Origin of the sequence: Thioclava atlantica (assembly GCF_000737065.1) — a bacterium.
Lineage (GTDB): Bacteria > Pseudomonadota > Alphaproteobacteria > Rhodobacterales > Rhodobacteraceae > Thioclava > Thioclava atlantica.
Map to the genome: position 1 here is coordinate 262,317 of NZ_AQRC01000002.1, position 18,006 is coordinate 280,322.

Here is an 18,006-nt window from a genome sequence, read left to right on the forward strand (position 1 = left end):
CCCCCGCCTTCCGCTAGAAGAGCCAGGGGCGGACAGTTGAAAGAGGCAGGATATGAACGATCAGGCACAACGTCCCGACGAGGGTCAGCCGGGCAACCTTCCCGCCGAAGGGACCGCGCTGCCGCACAATATCGAGGCCGAGCAGCAGCTTCTGGGCGCGATCCTCACCAATAACGACATCTATGACCGGATCGCCGCGGTCATCAAACCGGAGCATTTCTACGAGCCGGTCCACCAGCGGATCTACGAGGTCGCCTCGGCCAAGATCCAGAAGAACGCGCTGGCCTCGCCGGTCACGCTCAAGGCCTATCTCGAGGACGATGCGGGGCTCAAGGAACTGGGCGGCCCCGCCTATCTCGCACGGCTCGCGGGTGCTGCGATCTCGGCCTATGCGGCGCGCGACTACGCGCTGATGATCTATGAGATGGCGGTGCGGCGCGGGCTCATCGAGCTCGGGCAGGACATCTCCACGCGCGCGTCGAAACCCACGATCGACGACGACCCCAAGGAACAGATCGCCTCGGCCGAACAGCGGCTCTACAACCTCGCCGAGGAAGGCCAGGCGCAGAAAGGCTGGACCTCGTTCCTCTCGGCCGTCACCGATGCGGTGCAATCGGCCAACGCCGCCTATCAGCGCGATGGCGGTCTCGCGGGGGTCTCGACCGGCCTGACCGATCTCGACAAGAAGCTGGGCGGCTTCCACCCTTCCGACCTTCTGATCCTCGCCGGCCGTCCCTCGATGGGGAAGACCTCGCTCGCGACCAACATCGCCTTCAACATCACCAAGGCCTACAAGCGCGGCATCCGCCATGACGGCGTCGAGGGCGCGGTCGAGGGCGGTGTGGTCGGCTTCTTCTCGCTCGAGATGAGCGCCGAGCAGCTGGCCGCGCGTATCCTCTCGGAAGCCTCGGAGGTGCCCTCGGAACGCATCCGCCGCGGCGACATGACCGAGAGCGAATTCCGCCGCTTCGTCGAGGCCGCGAAGGCGCTGGAAGCCTGCCCGCTCTATATCGACGACACGCCCGCCCTGCCGATCGGCCAGGTCGCGGCGCGCTGCCGGCGCCTCAAACGCACCCACGGGCTCGACGTGGTGATGGTCGACTACCTGCAGCTCCTGCGCGGCTCGGGGCGCGGCGACAACCGGGTGCAGGAGATCGGCGAGATCTCGATGGGCCTCAAGGCGATCGCGAAAGAGCTCAACATCCCCGTCATCGCGCTCTCCCAGCTGAGCCGGACGGTGGAAAGCCGCGAGGACAAGCGCCCGCAGCTCTCGGATCTGCGCGAATCCGGCTCGATCGAGCAGGATGCCGACGTGGTCATGTTCGTCTATCGCGACGAATACTACCATGAACGCCTCAAGCCGCCGGAAGACGATCCGAAATTCGCCGAATGGATGCAGAAGGCCGAGCGCGTGCATGGCAAGGCCGAGGTCATCCTCGGCAAGCAGCGCCACGGCCCGATCGGCACGGTCGAGCTCGCCTTCGAAAGCCAGTTCACCCGCTTCTCCGATCTCGCGAAACCCTGGCAGGGCGACGGGTCCGAAGGGTTCTGAACCCGCAAAGGGCGGGGGCGCCGCCCCCGTCGCCTCCTCGGCGACTCCCCCGGGATATTTACGCAGGCCCGAAGACCGGATTCGGGCCTGAAAAATATCCCGGGGGTGAATTTCCGTCAGGAAAGAGGGGGCAGCGCCCCCTTTCCCCGCTCTCAGCGTTCTGTGAGCTTCAGCTCGATCCGGCGGTTCTGGGCGCGGGCTTCGGGTGTGTCGCCGGTGGCCACGGGATCGTATTGCCCGAAGCCCGCGGCGGCTAGGCGCTGCGGCGGGAAGCCCAGATCGTCGACCATGTAGCGCACCACCGAGAGCGCGCGGGCCTGGCTGAGCTCCCAATTGTCCTTGAACTGCCCCTGCCCCGAAAGCGGCGTGTCGTCGGTATGGCCGTCCACGCGGATGATCCACGGGATCTCCTTCGGGATCTCGCCGCGCAGCTGGTCGAGCAGGTCGGTCACCTGCTTGATCTGCGCCTTGCCGGCATCGGAGAGCGTGGCGGAGGCCGGCGGGAAGAGCACCTCGGAGGAGAAGACGAAACGGTCGCCCTCGACCTTCACGCCCTCTTTGCCCTTGAGCACCTGCGACAGCTTGCCGAAGAATTCCGAGCGGTAATTCTGCAGATCCTTCGCCTTGGCCTCGGCCTCCTTGCGCATCTGCTCCTCTAGATCGGCGCGCTTCTTCTCCTCGGCGGCGGCACGCGCCAGCGCGGCGTTGAGCTGCTGGCCCAGATTGTCGATCTGGACCTTGGCATCGGCATCCTTCTGCTGCGCCTCGTCGAGCACGTTCTGGAGCTGGGCAAGCTGCGTGCGCAGCGCCGCGACCTGCTGATTGAGCAGGGCCACCTTCTTCGCGCCCTGATCCGAGATCGCTTTCTGCTGCTCGAGCGCCTTCTGCGCGGTCGCCTTCAGCGCGGCCTGTTTCTCCGCCTCGCTCAGCTGGCTGTCGAGCTGCGCCTGGAGGTCCTTCTTGGCGGCCTGCGCGGCGGCGAGCAGGGTGAGCGTCTCCTCGGCCTGCTTGCGCGCCTCCTCGAGCTGAAGCGTCATCGCCGCCACCTCGTCGCCGGACTTGGTCAGCTTGTCGCGCAGATCGGCGATGGTCTGCTTGCTCAGGCGGATCTCGTCGGCCCTGGCCGTCGCATCCTGCCGCGCCGCGTCCCGCTCGCCGATCAGCTGGGCCACGCGGGCCTCGAATTCGGTGATCTTCTGGGTCGCGCTGTCGAGCGCGGCCTTGCGGTCCTGCAATTGCGAGGTCAGCGTCGCGATCAGGGTCTGCTGTTCGTCCGCCTTGTCCTTCGCATCCTCGAGCTGGCCGGTCAGCGTCTGGCTGCGGGTCTGCTCGAGCGAGAGCGCCTTGGCGAGGTTGGCGACCTGCTCGTTGAGCGAGGACAGCTCGGTTTCCTTGGTGCTCAGCGTGTCGCGCAGCACCGATTGCACGATCATGAAGATCGACAGCACGAACATCAGCACCAGCAGGAGCGCCGTCATCGCATCGACGAAACCGGGCCAGATATTCGTCGAGAAGCGATTGTTGCTGCGACGGGCGAGCGCCATGGATCAGTCCTCGATGCGCGGCTTGTAGCCGAGAATGGCACGGGTGAGCGCCGCGAAATCATGGCGCAGGTCGGCCATGCTCTCCTGTCGGCCGGCCGAGACCTCCTCGAGCATCCGCATCATCTGCTGGTCGATCGAGCGCAGCCGCATCCGGGTCTCCATCAGCGCCTCGGCCTCGGGCGCGCCCTCGGCGGTGCGCGCGGCGAGCATGTCGAGTGAGCCGATCAGCCGCTCCTGCCCGTCCGCCATCTGCTGGAGCGCGTGATATTGCTGCGCACGCGCGTCGAGCTCGGAGCCCAGACGCTCGGACAGGTCGTGGATCGCATTCGACAGATGGGCGATACGCGCCTCGGTCTGCACCCTGCCCGCATCGGAGCGCACGAACAGGGTCTGGATCTGCTCCATCTGCTCGGACATGTGATCGAGGATCCCCGCGATCATCGAATTCTCGCCCTCGTCCCCTTCGAGCGCGGTGAAGCTCAGCCGGGTGATCGAGGAGATCCATTCCTCGAGCTCGCGGTAGAAACGGTTCTGCCCGTGGGTCACGAAGAGTTCGAGAAGCCCGACGACGAGCGACCCCGCAAGGCCCAGCAGCGAGGAGGAGAACGCCGTGCCCATGCCGCCCAGCTGCGCCTCGAGCCCGGTCATCAGGTTGTCGAAGACGCCCATCGCGCTCTCGCCCGGCTTGGGTGCGAGCGCGCGGATCGTCTCGACCACGGCGGGCACGGTCGTGGCGAGGCCGTAGAAGGTGCCGAGCAGACCGAGGAAGATCAGAAGGCTCGCGATGTAGCGCGTGATGTCGCGCGCCTCGTCGATCCGGGTCGCGACGGATTCGAGGATCGAGCGGCCCGAGGAAGACGACACCGCGCGGCGTGCCTCGCGCGAGCCCAGCAGGGCGGCAAGCGGGGCGAGCATCGAGGGGGCGGTGTAATGCGGGCGCCCCGGGCGGTCGGCCGCGAAGCTCTCGATCCAGTTCACCGCCTTGACCAGCTGCACCACCTGCCAGAAGCAGGCGAGGATACCGATCACGAAGACCGCCGCGATGACCCCGTTGAGCCAGGGATTTGCGAGGAAGATCGGGAAGATGCGGGAATATGCGAAATAGCCGCCCGCGCCCACCAGTCCGAGGACCAGCAGCATCAGGAGAACCTGACGCACGGGTTGCGAAAATTGCGGCTCCAGCCGGTCCGGCTCGTGCATGGATTGTCTCTCTTGCCTGTTTCGACGGGAGCCTAGCCGCGCACTCCCGTTTCGCCAAGGGTTAACGCATCAATTCGCGCACCCGTGCCGCCAGTGCATCAAGGCTCGGATCGGGAATCCCCAATTCGTGCAGATGTGCTGCCGTATTGAACAGATATTCGTGGTTCGGACCGCGCCCGCCATGGGCCTGGGCGATGATCGCGGCCTGCTCCTCATGGGTGAGCCCGCCGCAATACTGGTCGTGATGGCGGTCGATCACATAGGTCACCGCGTGCACGCGCCGCCCATCCGCCAGATCGAGCGCCACCTCGCGTTCGAGATAGGCCGCGGTCACGAGTTCGCGCTTGCGCAGATAATCCATCACCTCGGCTTCCTGCCCGGCGCGCACCGAGAAGGCGAGCCCCGCGCAGGTCCCCTCCCCCTCGTCGAGCGCCAGAACCAGACCCGGCGCCTCGGGCCTGCCGCGATGGACGAGCGAACGCATGCAGAAAGACCGCTCCCATCCCGGCGCGCGGGCGAGAAGACGCTCGGCCGGGTCGAAGCCCGGGTCCCAGATCAGCGAGCCGTAGCCGAAGATCCAGATCGTGTCTTGCATGGACTGGTTCTGCATCGCGCCACGCCTTACATGGGTGACGACGTTTTTGCAAAGGGGCCGCAGGCGATGCGCAAACTGATCTGGCTGGTGGTGATCCTGACGCTTGCCTATGGCGGGTACTGGTTCATGGGCGCGCGCAAGATCGAGGCGGGCGCGCAGGCGATGGTCTCGCAGGCGCGCTCGGAAGGCTGGGGCGATGCGAAATCGGTCTCGCTGGCGGGATTCCCGTCGCGCTTCGATCTGACCTTCGACGAACCGCAACTCACCGGGGGCGACGGGCTGTGGCACTGGCAGGCGCCTTTCGCGCAGCTCTTCGCACTCGGTTACCGCCCGAACGAGGTGATCGCCTATCTGCCCTCGGGGCAGGAACTCGACATCGGCGATCGCAGCTACCGGCTCGACCTCGCCGATATGCGCGCCTCGGCACGCGTGAGCTATTCCCCTGCCCTGCCTCTCGAAGACGCGGTCGCGGTGCTCAGCAAACCCGTCCTGATCCCGAAAACCGGCAGCACCCCCGAGGTCTCCGCCGACCAGATCCGCCTCGCGATCTCGCGCGAGGACAAGGCGCAGGGCGCGCTCGGCTCCTCGGCCAGCGCGAGCGATCTGGTGATGCCGGGCGCGGCCTACCGGCTCGGCGCGGAGGCGGTGAACCTGACCCTGCCACCCGAGATCGCGCAGGATCTGGAAACCAAGGCGGGGCTGCCCACCACGCTTGCGCGGCTCCATTTCGACGCGGTCACCGGGCTGCAGGCGCCGATCACCCGCGCCGCGCTCCAACGGGGCCTGCCCGGGGTGATGACCTTCTCGCTCTCCGACCTTTCGCTCAGCTGGGGCGGCAACGACCTCTCGGCCAAGGGTGACCTGCGCATCGACGCGAGCGGCTATCCCGAGGGCACGATCGAGATCCGCTCGGCCAGCTGGCGCAAATGGGTCGAGGTGGCGCAGAAGCTCGGGCTGATCGGCCAGGACGAGGTGAAGGTGGTGACCAGCGTGGGCACGATGCTGGCCGCGCAGGACCCGGGCAATGCGGTGACCGTGCCGCTGATTTTCCAGAACGGGATGATGCGGCTCGGGCCGATCCCGCTGGGCGCGGCGCCGCAGCTCCCGGTTCAGCGGCAGTAAGGACCCGAGCGGTAACGCGCCACATCGACATGGATGTGGTCCTGATGGAAGCGGTCGGATTTCGGCCCGAGCACGGTGCCGAAGGGGCCGCAGGCCGAGCGGTGCATCTTGCGCATCACCCGCCGCCCGTCGCCGCGCCAGTTCTCGAGCACGCTCAGCCGTGTCCCGTCGCGCAGGATCACCCCGGAGACGTCGATCGCATTGCCCTTCGCGTGCTCGGAAAGCTTCGCGCCGCGCTGCGAATTGCGCGACCGGCAGGAATAGGAGGCGGCGATGCGGATCGCCTCGATGCCGCCGCCGCGCCGCCCGACCGCCGGGCGGATCCCGCGATCGACCCACCGCTTGAAGGACCGCGCCGCGGAACAGTTCACCCGCGCGGGCGTCGTCAGCCGGATGCCCGAGACGGCCGTGATCTGGACGGGGTTCTCGATCCCGCAGGCGCCCGGACCGTCGATCGGCGCGATGACCTGCCCTTCGAGGCCGGGAATGCCGCACAGGCTGCCGGAAGAGGAATAGCGCGCCGCGCGCGGCTCACGCTCTTCGCCGCCACGGCCGCACGAGCCCAGGGCCACCAGCGCCGCGAAGGCGATGAGCGCGCCCGCCCTCATCCCTCGCCCTTCTTCGGCACGCGCCCGAAATCGGGTGCATCGGTATCCTGCCCCGCCTCGATGATACCGCGCCGGATCTCGCGGGTGCGCGAGAAGTAATCGTGCAGCATCTGCCCGTCGCCCATCCGGATCGCCCGCTGGAGCATGAAGAGCTCCTCGGTGAAGCGCCCGAGAATGTCGAGCGTGGCTTCCTTGTTCGTCAGGAACACGTCGCGCCACATGGTCGGGTCCGAAGCCGCGATCCGGGTGAAGTCGCGAAAGCCCGAGGCCGAATACTTGATGACCTCCTGCTGGCTCACCCGGCGCAGGTGATCGGCCACGCCCACCATCGTATAGGCGATCAGATGCGGCGTATGCGACACGACCGAGAGCACGAGATCGTGGTGATCGGGCTCCATCTCGTCGACATTCGCCCCCATCGCGGTGACGAGCGACTTGAGCCGATCGAGCGCGGCCGGATCCGTCCCCTCGAGCGGCGTGAAGAGCCACCAGCGGTTCACGAAAAGCGAGGCGAAGCCCGAGCGCGGGCCCGATTGCTCGGTCCCGGCCAGCGGGTGGCCCGGAATGAAATGGACATGGGCGGGCATATGCGGCCCGACCGCGTCGATCACCGCACGCTTGACCGAACCGACATCGGTGACCGTCGCGCCCTCGGCCAGATGCGGAGCGATCTCCTCGGCGATCTGCCCCATCACGCCCACGGGCACGCAGAGCACCACCAGATCGGCGCCGTCCACCGCCTCGGCGGCCGTGTCGAAGACCTTGTCCACCAGCCCGATCTCGAGCGCGGTCGCGCGCGTCTCGGCCGAGCGGGCATGGCCGGTGATCTCTCCCGCGAGCCCGTGCTCGCGCATCGCGCGGGCCATCGAGGAGGCGATCAGCCCGAGCCCGATCAGCGCGACCTTCTGGTAGATCACGCTCATTCCTGCGGTCCCGCGCCGCCCGCCTTGAACACGCCGATGAGATGCGCGACCCGGCGGCAGGAGGGCTCGTCGCCCACCGTGATGCGCAGGCAGTTGGGCAGGTTGTAGCCCGCGACCCGGCGCACGATGATGCCTTCGGTCTTGAGATAGGCGTCACAGGCCGTGGCCTCCTCCTCGGAGGCGAAGCGTGCGAGGATGAAGTTCGCCGTCGAAGTATCTGACGGAACGCCCTTTTCAGCCAGCGCCTCGGCCAACCACGCGCGCAGGCGGGTGTTGTCGTCGCGGCACTTGTTGACCCAGTCCTGATCGCGCACCGCGGCCTCGGAGGTCTCGAGCTGCGCGGTGGAGAGGTTGAACGGGCCACGGATGCGGTTGAGGATGTCGATCACCTCGCGCGGGCCGTAGCCCCAGCCCACGCGCAACCCGCCCAGCCCGTAGATCTTCGAGAAGGTCCGGGTCATGAACACGTTGGGCAGGCGCGTGGCAAGTTCCGCCCCGCCATCATAGCCCTCGACATATTCCGCATAGGCCCCGTCGACCACCAGCAGCACGCCCTTGGGCAGACCGGCGGCGAGATGTTCGAGCTCGGCCAGACCGATCATCGTGCCGGTCGGGTTGTTCGGGTTGGCAAGGAAGACGAGCTTGGTCTTCTTGGTGCAGGCCGCGAGGATCGCGTCGACATCGGTGGTGCGCTCGCGCTCGGCCACCTGCACCGGGGTGCCGCCCGCCGCCTGCGTCGCGATCCGGTACATCAGGAAGCCGTGCTCGGTGAACACGACCTCGTCGCGATGGCCCACGAAGGACTGGCACAGCAGGTGGATGATCTCGTCCGAACCCGCGCCGCAGATGATCCGGTCGGGATCGAGCCCGTGCACCTCGCCGATCGCCGTGCGCAGCCGCGCGTGGTCGGTCGAGGGGTAGCGATGCATCGTATGCGCGCATTTGACGAAGGCATCCTTGGCCTTGTCGGAGGGGCCGAACGGGTTCTCGTTCGAGCTGAGCTTGATCGCGTCGGTGCGCCCCGCCACATGCGAGGCCCCGCCCTCGTAAAGGGCGATGTCCATGATGCCGGGCTGGGGACGGATATGCGTGGTCATTGAGCTCTCCTGAATCTTGACCGACTTCTATCCGCCAAGCCCGCGCAGGGCTAGTGAGAAGATCACCCGTCCGCGACGACGCGGCAGGGATGCAACGCCGCCCGCCTGTTGGTCCGAGAATCGAAAAAGGCCGCACCCGGAGGTGCGGCCTTTCCCGAAGATCGGCGAAGAACGGGATCAGTTCTTCGCGTAGAATTCGACGACCAGGTTCGGTTCCATGACGACCGCGTAGGGCACGTCCGACAGAGCCGGGGTGCGCACGAATTTCGCGGTCAGCTTGTTGTGGTCGACTTCGAGGTAATCAGGAACGTCGCGCTCGGCCGACTGGACGGCTTCGAGAACCAGAGCCATCTGCTTCGACTTCTCGCGAACCTCGACCACATCGCCTTCTTTCAGGCGGTAGGAGGGGATGTTCACTTTCTTGCCGTTCACCAGCACGTGGCCGTGGTTGACGAACTGACGCGCGGCGAAGACGGTCGGCACGAACTTGGCGCGGTAGACCAGCGCGTCGAGGCGGCGCTCGAGCAGGCCGACCAGGTTTTCACCGGTGTCGCCCTTCACACGCTCGGCTTCGGCGTAGATGCGGCGGAATTGCTTCTCGGTCAGGTCGCCGTAGTAGCCCTTGAGCTTCTGCTTGGCGCGCAGCTGGATACCGAAATCCGACAGCTTGCCCTTGCGGCGCTGACCGTGCTGACCGGGGCCGTATTCGCGGCGGTTCACCGGCGACTTGGCGCGGCCCCAGATGTTTTCGCCCATGCGGCGGTCGATTTTGTACTTGGCAGACGTGCGTTTGGTCACGGCTGATCTCCTTCTTAGCGTGTCGAAGGGCGTTGTCCTCCTCCCTCAACCCCATCCGAGAGGTTTCGGGCGACAGGTTTCCCCTCGCGGGGTCCACCAACACCAATGAATAACCCCGGCAACTCTCGTCACCGGGATGGCGGGCTTATACAGGCTGCGATCGGGGTGTCAACCGCTCTGGCCCCCGTTTGCCCCGGCGGGCGGAAGATGCATCGGCAGCTGGCCGCGCGCGACGCGGGTGAGCGCCTTGAGCGCAAGCGCCCGGTTCGCGGGATCGTGCAGCAGGGAGGCGCGTAGATGGGCCGCCTCCTCGTCATGGCCCAGCTCGCAGGCCACGCGGTAGCGGGCGGCGAGCGCCTCGGGATCGGCGCCGAGACGATGCGCCGCCCCCGCCGCTTCCTCCCAGTGGCCCAGACGCAGCGCGAGCCGCATCAGGTTGCGCGCCGCATCGCCATCCTGCGGGTCGAGCGCGAGCGCCTTGGCGAAAGCCGCGCGCGCCTCCTCGAGCTGATCGGCGGCGAGCCGCACGCGTCCAAGCTCGAACCAGGCGATCGCGTAGCGCGGATCGCTCTTGACCGCCCGGGTGAGCCAATGGCCCATCTGCTCGGGCCGGCCCGCAGCTTCGAGAACCTTCGCCAGATTGTAGAAGATCGGCGCCGAGGCGTCCTTGCGCTTCGCCTCGCGGCGCAGCAGCGCCTCCGCCCCCGCCCAGTCCTGCGCGGCAATCAGATGCCCGAGTTTCGCCAATCCGCTCATGCGCGCACCATCCGCGAAAATCGTTGCGGATGCACGCGGATTGTCACATCGCTGTTGCGCGATCCTGCGAAGGGGTGCGCGCAAACTGACGGAGGATGCTCTTGAACGCTCTTTTCGATACCGGCCTGCCCTTCTGGCGCGGCAACCTGCATACCCATTCGAACCTCTCGGACGGCTGCCTCGACCCCGCCGAGGTCTGCCGCCGCTACAAGGCGGAAGGCTATGACTTCCTCGCGCTGACCGATCACTTCATCGGCCTCTTCAACTACCCGATCGCAGACACCCTGCCCTTCCGTGATGACGATTTCACGACGCTTCTGGGCGCGGAGCTGCATTCCGGTCCGATGGAGAACGGAGAGCTTTGGCATATCCTCGCCGTCGGCCTGCCGGCCGATTTCGAGCCCGCCAACGCTCCGCATTTCAACCCGGTCGAGGGGCAGGAAACCGGCCCCGAGATCGCGAAACGCGCCGTCGATGCCGGGGCGTTCGTCGCGATCGCCCACCCGCAATGGTCGGGCATGACGATGAACGATGCGCGCTCGATCGAATCGGCGCATGCGGTCGAGACCTACAACCACGGCTGCGCGACGGGCTGCGACCGCGCGGACGGGTTCCACACGCTCGACCTGCTCCTGAGCGAAGGCAAGCGGCTGAACCTGGTCGCGACCGACGACGCACATTTCACCGAGCCCGACCATTTCGGCGGCTGGGTGATGGTGGGCGCGGCCGAGAACACCCCCGAGGCGCTGCTCGAGGCGCTCAAGGCGGGCCACTACTATTCGAGCCAGGGCCCGCAGCTGCGCCAGATCAGCTGGGACGACAAGAAGATCACGGTCGAATCCTCCTCGGCCGCCACGGTGATCGTTCAGGGGCACGGATGCGCGGCGGTGGCGAAACACGGCAATTCGCTCACCCGTACCGAGATCGCGCTCTCGCGCTTTGCCAAATCGCCCTGGATCCGCGTCTCGGTGATCGACGCAGCCGGGCGCCGCGCCTGGTCGAACCCGATCTGGCGCGAGGCCTGATCGGGCTGCGCCCCACCTTCAACAATCGATCGCGCCCGCGTCACACGGGCGCGATCAAAATTGATCCCCCGCCCCCTGTTCAGCCCGGTCCGGCGCACCATGATTGCGCTAACGGGATGCGTGCTCCGGGCGGCGCATCCTGCCCTCCCCGACCTGCGGTATTGCGCGCAGGACGGGCGATCGGCGGCAGGTCACGATCCTGAGGCCGAATGGAGGAGACGCCCGGTCCAGGAGGATCCAGATGACACATTCCAAACGCCCCTCGGCCGCGATGAAAGCGGCCGGCTTCGCGGGCACCAGTCTTCTCGCGCTCGGCCTCGTCGCGGGCGCGGCGCAGGCGGCCACCATCAAGGCCTCGGATTTCGGCGCCGATTTCGCCGCGATGGCGAAGCTCAAGGACATCACCGCGAAGGGCAAGGGCAAGGTCGGCGTTCTGCTGCCCGACACGGCAAGTTCGGCGCGCTACACCTCGTTCGACGCCCCCTATCTGAAGAAGGCCTTCGCCGCGGCGGGGCTCGCGGCGAGCGACCTGATCATCACCAATGCGCAGGGCTCGGAGGCCGATCAGCTCACCCAGGCCCAGACCGATATCAGCCAGGGCGCGACCGTGCTCCTGCTCGACCCGATTTCCTCGGGCGGCGGCGCCGCGGTCGAAAAATATGCGAAGGATCATGGCGTCGCCGTGATCGACTATGACCGCCTGACCGTGGGCGGCCAGCGCGACTACTATATCAGCTTCGACAACGTCTCGGTCGGCAAGCTGATCGGCAAGGGCATGGAGCAGTGCCTCGCCGACTGGAACATCAAGAGTCCCGACATCCTCGTGATGGCCGGCTCGCCCGACGACAACAACGCCACGCTCTTCAAGCAGGGCTACATGGACGTGCTGCAGCCGCAGTTCAAAGGCGGCAAGTACAAGAATGCGGGCGAGCCCGCGGGCACCTGGGACCCGTCGGTGGCGCGCACCACCTTCGAGCAGCAATTCACCGCCCATCCCGACATCAACGCGGTCGTGACCCCCAATGACGACAACGCGAACGCGGTGATCTCCTATCTCAAGACGCTGCATGTCCCGGCCAAGAGCTTCCCGACCACCGGTCAGGACGCCACGCTGACCGGTCTGCAAAACGTGCTGAGCGGCTATCAGTGCGGCACCGTCTACAAGCCGATCTATCTCGAAGCGCAGGCGGCGGCCGCGCTTGCGGTCTATCTGCGTGCGGGCGAGACCCCGCCGGCGGGCCTCGTGAACGGCAAGACGATGGACAGCTCGCAAAACAAGGAAGTCCCCTCGGTTCTCGAGGTGCCGATCTGGGTCACGCCGAAGAACATGGCGAAGACGGTGGTGAAGGATCACTTCGTCGATCAGGCCAAGCTGTGCACCGGCGCGACCGGCAAGGCGTGCAAGGCCGCCGGCATCGGGCAGTCGTAAGCGATGCGCGATATGGGTAATGGCACCGGGTCCCGCGATGCGATCCTCCGCATCCGGGGCCTGGAGAAGCGTTTCGGCGCGGTGCAGGCGCTGAGCGGGGTGGATTTCGAGGTCCGCCCCGGCGAGGTGACCGCGCTGGTGGGAGACAATGGCGCGGGCAAATCCGTGCTGACCAAGACGATCGCGGGCATCCACGAAGCCGATGGCGGCGAGATCTTCTGGGAGGACGCGCCAGTCCGCATCCGCAGCCCGCGCGAGAGCGCCGAACTGGGGATCGAAGTCGTCTATCAGGACCTCGCGCTGTGCGACAATCTCGACGTGGTGCAGAACATGTTCCTCGGCCGCGAGATCCTGACGAACGGCACGCTCGACGAGGACGCGATGGAACGTGCCGCGGCCGAGACGCTGGCCGGGCTCAGGGTCACCACCCTGCGCTCGATCCGCGCGCCGGTCTCGGCGCTCTCCGGCGGTCAGCGCCAGTCGATCGCGGTCGCCAAGGCGGTGATGTGGAATTCAAAGCTGGTGATCCTCGACGAACCCACCGCGGCTCTGGGCGTCGCCCAGACCGGGCAGGTGCTGCAACTGGTGCGGCGGCTGGCCGATCAGGGGCTCGCGGTCGTGATGATCTCGCACAACCTCAACGACGTCTTCGCGGTCGCCGACAACATCGCCATTCTGCGTCTGGGCAAGATGGTCGGGCAGGCCCCGGTCGAGGAATTCGACACGCAGCGCGTGGTCGAACTGATGACCACCGGCAAGTCCGACCATGTCGTCGAACCGGGCAAGGGTCGGGCCGCGCCGTCGATCGCGGCCGAGAACGCCCGGGAGGTCGCGGCCGAGCGCGCGGCCTCGGGCGAGGAAGGCCCCTCCGCCGTCGTGGGCGCGGGCGAGAGCGAAAGCTTCTCCAGCTACATCGCGCGCAGCTGGTCGCGCATCAAGGCGGGCGAGAGCGGCGTGCTGCCGGTCGTGCTCGGCTTCGTGCTGATCTCGGCGATCTTCCAGATCGAGAACGCGAAATTCCTCTCGCCCGGCAACCTCGTGAACCTGCTCGTGCAGGGCTCGGTCTTCATGATGATCGGGATGGGCCAGGTCTTCGTGCTGCTTCTGGGCGAGATCGACCTCTCGCTCGGCTTCGTGGCCGGGATCGGGGCGACGGTGGCGACGCTTCTCGTCGCGCCGGGGATCGGCTGGCCCTGGTGGGCGGCGCTGATCGTCGCGCTCGGGGTGAGCGCGCTTCTCGGGCTCGTGCAGGGCTCGCTCATCACCCGGCTCAAACTGCCGTCCTTCGTGGTGACGCTGGCGGGCCTTCTGGGCTTCAACGGGTTGATGATCCAGCTTCTGGGCGCGGGCGGCACGGTGCCGATCGCGGACGAGACGCTCAACAACTTCGCCAATGGCACGCTGAGCCCCACCGCGGGCTGGGTTCTGACCGGGCTCGTCGTGGCGGTCTATGCGGCGCTGATCTACCGCAAGGACGCGGTGCGGCGGAAGCACGGACTCGTCGCGCCGCCGCTCGGGCTGACGCTGATGAAGATCGGGGCGGCGGTGCTGGCGGGCGTGGTGCTCGTGGTGATCTCGAACATGAACCGTGGCATCGCGCGCTTCCCGCTCTCGGGCATGCCCTGGGGGATTCCGATCGTCTTCGCGGTGCTGCTGGCCTGGTCCTTCCTGCTCGGCAAGCTGCGCTTCGGGCGCTATGTGCTCGCGATCGGGGGCAATGCCGAGGCGGCCCGGCGCGCAGGCATCAACCTGCGCCTGATCCGCACCGCAGCCTTCACGCTGGCCGCGACGACGGCGGGGCTGGGTGGCGTGCTCTACGCCTCGCGGCTGCGCTCGATCTCGACCAGCTTCGACGGCGGCACGATCGTGCTCTATGTCGTGGCGACGGCGGTGATCGGCGGCACGTCGCTCTTCGGCGGGCGCGGTCATCCGCTCCATGCGGTGCTGGGCGGCGTGGTGATCGCGGCGATCGTCAACGGCATGGCGCTTCTGGGGCTGCCGGCGGCGGTGCAGCTGATGGCGACCGCGCTGGTCCTGCTGGCCTCGATCACGGTCGATGTCGTCGTGCGCCGGCGCGGTGAAACCACGCGCTGAGACCGAACCACCGACCCTCAAAGGCGCGCGCGGACACCCATCCGCGCGCGCCTTATTCATTCCCGCCCCCTTCCCCTCACCCTGCCCCGGCACCTCCCGCACGGCAATTTGCGAGACCTGCGAAAATCGCTCGAAAAACCGCTTGTTTCCCCCTGCCACGATCCCTATACGGGTCGGCGGAGACGTGGCCGAGTGGTCGAAGGCGCTCCCCTGCTAAGGGAGTAGGCGGGAAACCGTCTCGAGGGTTCGAATCCCTTCGTCTCCGCCATCCACCTAGCGACGAAAACAGCGTAGCATTCTGAAGCTTAGCTGTGGTGCAAATTGAACATCTCCACACGCCATCACGACACGCATATGGGAAAGCGGTGCGGCCCTCGCGGTTCTTCCATGCCTCCGAGCGAGTTCAAGCAGCGGAAATGAAGCGCGGCGCAGCTCCAACTGGGAGCGGGTCCGGGAAGTGTTATCGAAGCCCTGGATAGACTATCGTTGAGTTGGATGGTCACGTCCGTCAAGGTGGTGTAAATTCCCGTGTGGCCTGAGGTCATGATCAGGCGGCCTTCGTTGTTATGCTGAGAATGGGGTCGATCTCCTCCTTGTCGATCTGCGTGAACGCCTCGACCATCATGTAGCGGCTGGCGGTCTGCCATTCGTCGTTCTGCTCGAACAACACCGCGCCGATCAGACGCATGATTGAGGCCTCGTTCGGGAAGATCCCGACGACATCGGCGCGGCGTTTCACTTCCTTGTTGAGGCGCTCGATGGGGTTCGTGCTGTGCAGCTTGGTGCGGTGCTGACGTGGGAAGGACATGTAGGCCAACACGTCGTGTTCACTTGCGTCCATCAGGTCTGCCAACTTCGGCCACCGCGGGCGCAGTTGCTCGGACACCTTGCGCCAAGTCTCGCCGGCATGACCGCGGTCGGGCTGATCAAAGGCCTGCCGGATTGCGGCGGCGACGACGGTGTGCTGGCCGCGCGAGACATGGGCCAGTGCGTTACGCATCCAGTGAACGCGGCACCTTTGCCACGTTGCCTCGAAGACCCGGGCAATGGCGGCCTTGAGGCCGGTGTGGGCGTCGCTGATCACCAGCTTGACCCCGCCAAGGCCTCGGGCGCGCAGGGAACGCAGGAACTCGGTCCAGAAGGTCTCAGCCTCGGAGGGGCCGATACCAAGACCGATGATTTCCCTGCGCCCTTCAGTGTTGGCCGCCACGGCGATTATGGCCGCGACTGGCACGATCCGGCCGCCTTGGCGCACCTTGAGATAGGTCGCATCCAGCCAGACATAGGGCCATTCCCCGGTCAGCGGGCGGTTCAGGAATTCGCCGACCCGTTCATCGATGTCCTTGCATAGCTTGGAAACGGTGCTCTTTGAGATGCCGCCCAGACCCATGGCCTGCACCAGTTCGTCGACGCGTCGGGTGGACACGCCCCCAATCCATGCCTCCTGCATCACGGCAACGAGCGCCTGTTCCGAGGTCTTGCGGACTTCGAGAAAGCCCGGGAAGTAGCTGCCCTGCCGCAGCTTCGGAACCCGCAGGTTCAGTGTGCCCAAACGGGTATCGAGAGCGCGCTCTCGATACCCGTTTCGCCAGGTTGTGCGTTCGCCGCTGCGTTCGTGCCTGCCAGCACCGATCAGGCCATCCACATCCGCCTCCATGATCAGCTGAAGGACGGCCTCTGCAATGTTGCGCAGCAAATCACCCTGATCGTGCTTGGCCAGAAGCGCAGACAGGTCCATGTTGGTCTTGGTCATCGGGGTCTCCGTAAGGTTCGTGGTTGAAGCGTCGAAACTCCACCTCGACCATACACCTCGATGGCCACCCGGGATTACACCTTTGACGGCGCAGAAATTACACCACGTGCGCGGACACTAACAGTTGGATCGCTCAGCGGTTCTTTGCTGGATGAAAGAACCATGGCAGACTAATTGCCTTTTCCCTACGCATTAGTTTCGGTGGCTCTCGAACAACGGAGCAATGCTAGGGTTCCACTTTCTGCGGGCGCTTTCAAAAGAACCGAGGAAGTGCTTTTCAGAGGCCGCATCTAGCTGCAAGGCTATGTGGCGCGATCTCTGGAGTGGAATGCGCCTCGCGATGCGTCCTGCTCTCTTCCACCCAGGGAGACTGCGCAACCCCAGACAGTCTATGATCGCCTTCACGCTGCGTGTCTCCCCTAACAGCGCGAGATTTGAACCCGGCAAGAAACGCAACTCTCCATCATTGGAAACCTTGCTGACATTGGCTTTGGGTAACTGCAATGTCGCATCAAGTTCGGATGATGGGCCAAGAATGCGAGAAAGTGCCATCTCGCTCACCATTAGCAAACGGAAATCAATTAAATGAAGATCGACGCCAAGAGACTCAATGAAAGAGCACAGGGCGTTGTAGTCAAAGCAGTAGGTTCGTCCGTCCCTGGTGAAACGATCGAAGTCGCGCACCAGGTCAAATGGGAGCGAGCGATAGATCTCTTGATAATAAGAGGGAATTGCTTTTCGGGGGTCACGAAGGGCGACAATCACTGTAGTCGGCAATCCTTCGAGAAATGCGACCAATCTACGGAGTTGGTCTTTGATCGTTTCCTCGCTGTCTCCGACGACGAACATCTCTTCCGACACAATGACGGTTTCGCCTCGCGCGACGCGTCCCTCCAGTGAGGCGCGAAGAAGCTGCGCTTCTTCGGTGCAACCGGGGTCCGCACGGGACACACGAATGAGAACATTGCTTTCGGCATTTTGCGCTGGCGATCTCGGCTGAGAGGTCCCGAGGTAAGATGCCCCCTCGATATGGAGTCCCTGTAGCCCGATCTGTAGGGATGTTGTTGCGGTCTTCGGCGGGCCGATATGCAGGAAAATTCGCCCGCTCATCGCGTTCCGAACCCTGTCAGCTGCATCAAGCGGAAAACTTCACTCGAACTAAAATGCGATCTCGTCGGCAAGCTTAAAACCTCGTCGGCTGACAAACTCGCTAGAGGTAGCACTCGCAGACACCCCTGTCTCTAGCGGATGGTGAGGTTGAAGATCTAGCGCACGATGGGCTTATCGTCCATCATGATTTATTCTCTTCAAATGGTTGGCGAAACAGATGGAACTCTGCGGTCCGGACGTGTTCGTCGTGGGGCAGGTCACCGCCCATCTCAGGGTCTTCCGGACGCATCTCTTCCCGCTGATCACGGGCGTCGGAATTTCTGCAAAGCAGAAGGTTCTTGGTCGGGAAATTCCCCGTTCCGGCAGGGTCCCCCGCAGCACGCCCTCAGCCTCAGCGCCT

General features: G+C 65.6%; 15 protein-coding genes and 1 tRNA gene. 6 read left to right on the top strand and 10 right to left on the bottom strand.

Annotated elements, in window-relative coordinates; translation table 11 throughout:
• The first annotated feature begins 52 nt into the window (after positions 1-52).
• Positions 53-1,552, top strand: coding sequence for a replicative DNA helicase (locus tag DW2_RS03745; protein ID WP_038143916.1), 1,500 nt, complete (start codon positions 53-55; stop codon positions 1,550-1,552).
• A 152-nt stretch (positions 1,553-1,704) separates the two neighbouring features.
• Here DW2_RS03745 and DW2_RS03750 read toward each other — a convergent pair whose 3' ends face one another.
• The 3 genes from DW2_RS03750 to DW2_RS03760 all read right to left on the bottom strand — a co-directional run bounded on the left by DW2_RS03750 (position 1,705) and on the right by DW2_RS03760 (position 4,906).
• The gene (locus DW2_RS03750) at positions 1,705-3,096 is read right to left on the bottom strand and encodes a peptidoglycan -binding protein (RefSeq protein WP_038143917.1); all 1,392 of its coding nucleotides are present in this window, start codon (positions 3,094-3,096) and stop codon (positions 1,705-1,707) included.
• 3 nt (positions 3,097-3,099) lie between these two features.
• Positions 3,100-4,296 carry a biopolymer transporter ExbB gene (locus tag DW2_RS03755; protein ID WP_038143918.1) on the bottom strand — a complete coding sequence of 399 codons (1,197 nt, stop codon included), beginning with the start codon at positions 4,294-4,296 and terminating at the stop codon, positions 3,100-3,102.
• Between the two features lie 61 nt (positions 4,297-4,357).
• Complete coding sequence (locus DW2_RS03760; RefSeq protein ID WP_238321245.1) at positions 4,358-4,906, bottom strand: gamma-glutamylcyclotransferase; 549 nt, start codon at positions 4,904-4,906, stop codon at positions 4,358-4,360.
• A gap of 51 nt (positions 4,907-4,957) precedes the next feature.
• Between DW2_RS03760 and DW2_RS03765 the strand changes: the two genes are divergently transcribed.
• Positions 4,958-6,013 (top strand): DUF2125 domain-containing protein, encoded by a 1,056-nt coding sequence (locus DW2_RS03765; protein WP_038143919.1) that lies wholly within the window; start codon positions 4,958-4,960, stop codon positions 6,011-6,013.
• On the opposite strand, the gene DW2_RS03770 is transcribed toward DW2_RS03765, so the two are convergent.
• The 5 genes from DW2_RS03770 to DW2_RS03790 form a co-directional block, all read right to left on the bottom strand.
• The gene (locus tag DW2_RS03770; protein WP_081874838.1) at positions 6,001-6,621 is read right to left on the bottom strand and encodes an extensin-like domain-containing protein; all 621 of its coding nucleotides are present in this window, start codon (positions 6,619-6,621) and stop codon (positions 6,001-6,003) included. The two genes, DW2_RS03765 and DW2_RS03770, sit on opposite strands and share 13 nt — an antisense overlap.
• On the bottom strand, positions 6,618-7,544 hold the full coding sequence (locus DW2_RS03775; protein ID WP_038143921.1) for a prephenate/arogenate dehydrogenase family protein: 927 nt from the start codon (positions 7,542-7,544) through the stop codon (positions 6,618-6,620). The genes DW2_RS03770 and DW2_RS03775 overlap by 4 nt, the downstream gene beginning before the upstream one ends.
• Complete coding sequence (gene hisC / locus DW2_RS03780; protein WP_038143922.1) at positions 7,541-8,641, bottom strand: histidinol-phosphate transaminase; 1,101 nt, start codon at positions 8,639-8,641, stop codon at positions 7,541-7,543. The genes DW2_RS03775 and hisC overlap by 4 nt, the downstream gene beginning before the upstream one ends.
• Positions 8,642-8,818: 177 nt before the next feature.
• A complete protein-coding gene (gene rpsD, locus DW2_RS03785) occupies positions 8,819-9,439 on the bottom strand; it encodes a 30S ribosomal protein S4 (protein WP_038143923.1) in 621 nt (206 codons plus the stop codon).
• A gap of 168 nt (positions 9,440-9,607) precedes the next feature.
• The gene (locus DW2_RS03790) at positions 9,608-10,195 is read right to left on the bottom strand and encodes a tetratricopeptide repeat protein (RefSeq protein WP_038143924.1); all 588 of its coding nucleotides are present in this window, start codon (positions 10,193-10,195) and stop codon (positions 9,608-9,610) included.
• Positions 10,196-10,290: 95 nt separating this feature from the next.
• On the opposite strand from DW2_RS03790, the gene DW2_RS03795 reads away from it, so the two are divergent.
• The 4 genes from DW2_RS03795 (at position 10,291) to DW2_RS03815 (ending at position 15,011) form a co-directional block, all read left to right on the top strand.
• A complete protein-coding gene (locus tag DW2_RS03795; RefSeq protein WP_038143926.1) occupies positions 10,291-11,220 on the top strand; it encodes a PHP domain-containing protein in 930 nt (309 codons plus the stop codon).
• 241 nt (positions 11,221-11,461) lie between these two features.
• The gene (locus DW2_RS03800) at positions 11,462-12,649 is read left to right on the top strand and encodes a sugar ABC transporter substrate-binding protein (protein ID WP_051855291.1); all 1,188 of its coding nucleotides are present in this window, start codon (positions 11,462-11,464) and stop codon (positions 12,647-12,649) included.
• A gap of 3 nt (positions 12,650-12,652) precedes the next feature.
• Complete coding sequence (locus DW2_RS19205; protein WP_063137142.1) at positions 12,653-14,743, top strand: ATP-binding cassette domain-containing protein; 2,091 nt, start codon at positions 12,653-12,655, stop codon at positions 14,741-14,743.
• A 178-nt stretch (positions 14,744-14,921) separates the two neighbouring features.
• Positions 14,922-15,011: transfer RNA gene (locus DW2_RS03815), tRNA-Ser, on the top strand.
• A gap of 279 nt (positions 15,012-15,290) precedes the next feature.
• Here the strand turns inward: DW2_RS03815 and DW2_RS03820 are convergent.
• Positions 15,291-16,496, bottom strand: coding sequence for an IS256 family transposase (locus DW2_RS03820; RefSeq protein ID WP_038143927.1), 1,206 nt, complete (start codon positions 16,494-16,496; stop codon positions 15,291-15,293).
• A gap of 192 nt (positions 16,497-16,688) precedes the next feature.
• A complete protein-coding gene (locus DW2_RS19655) occupies positions 16,689-17,606 on the bottom strand; it encodes a hypothetical protein (protein WP_156102868.1) in 918 nt (305 codons plus the stop codon).
• Positions 17,607-18,006: the final 400 nt, after the last annotated feature.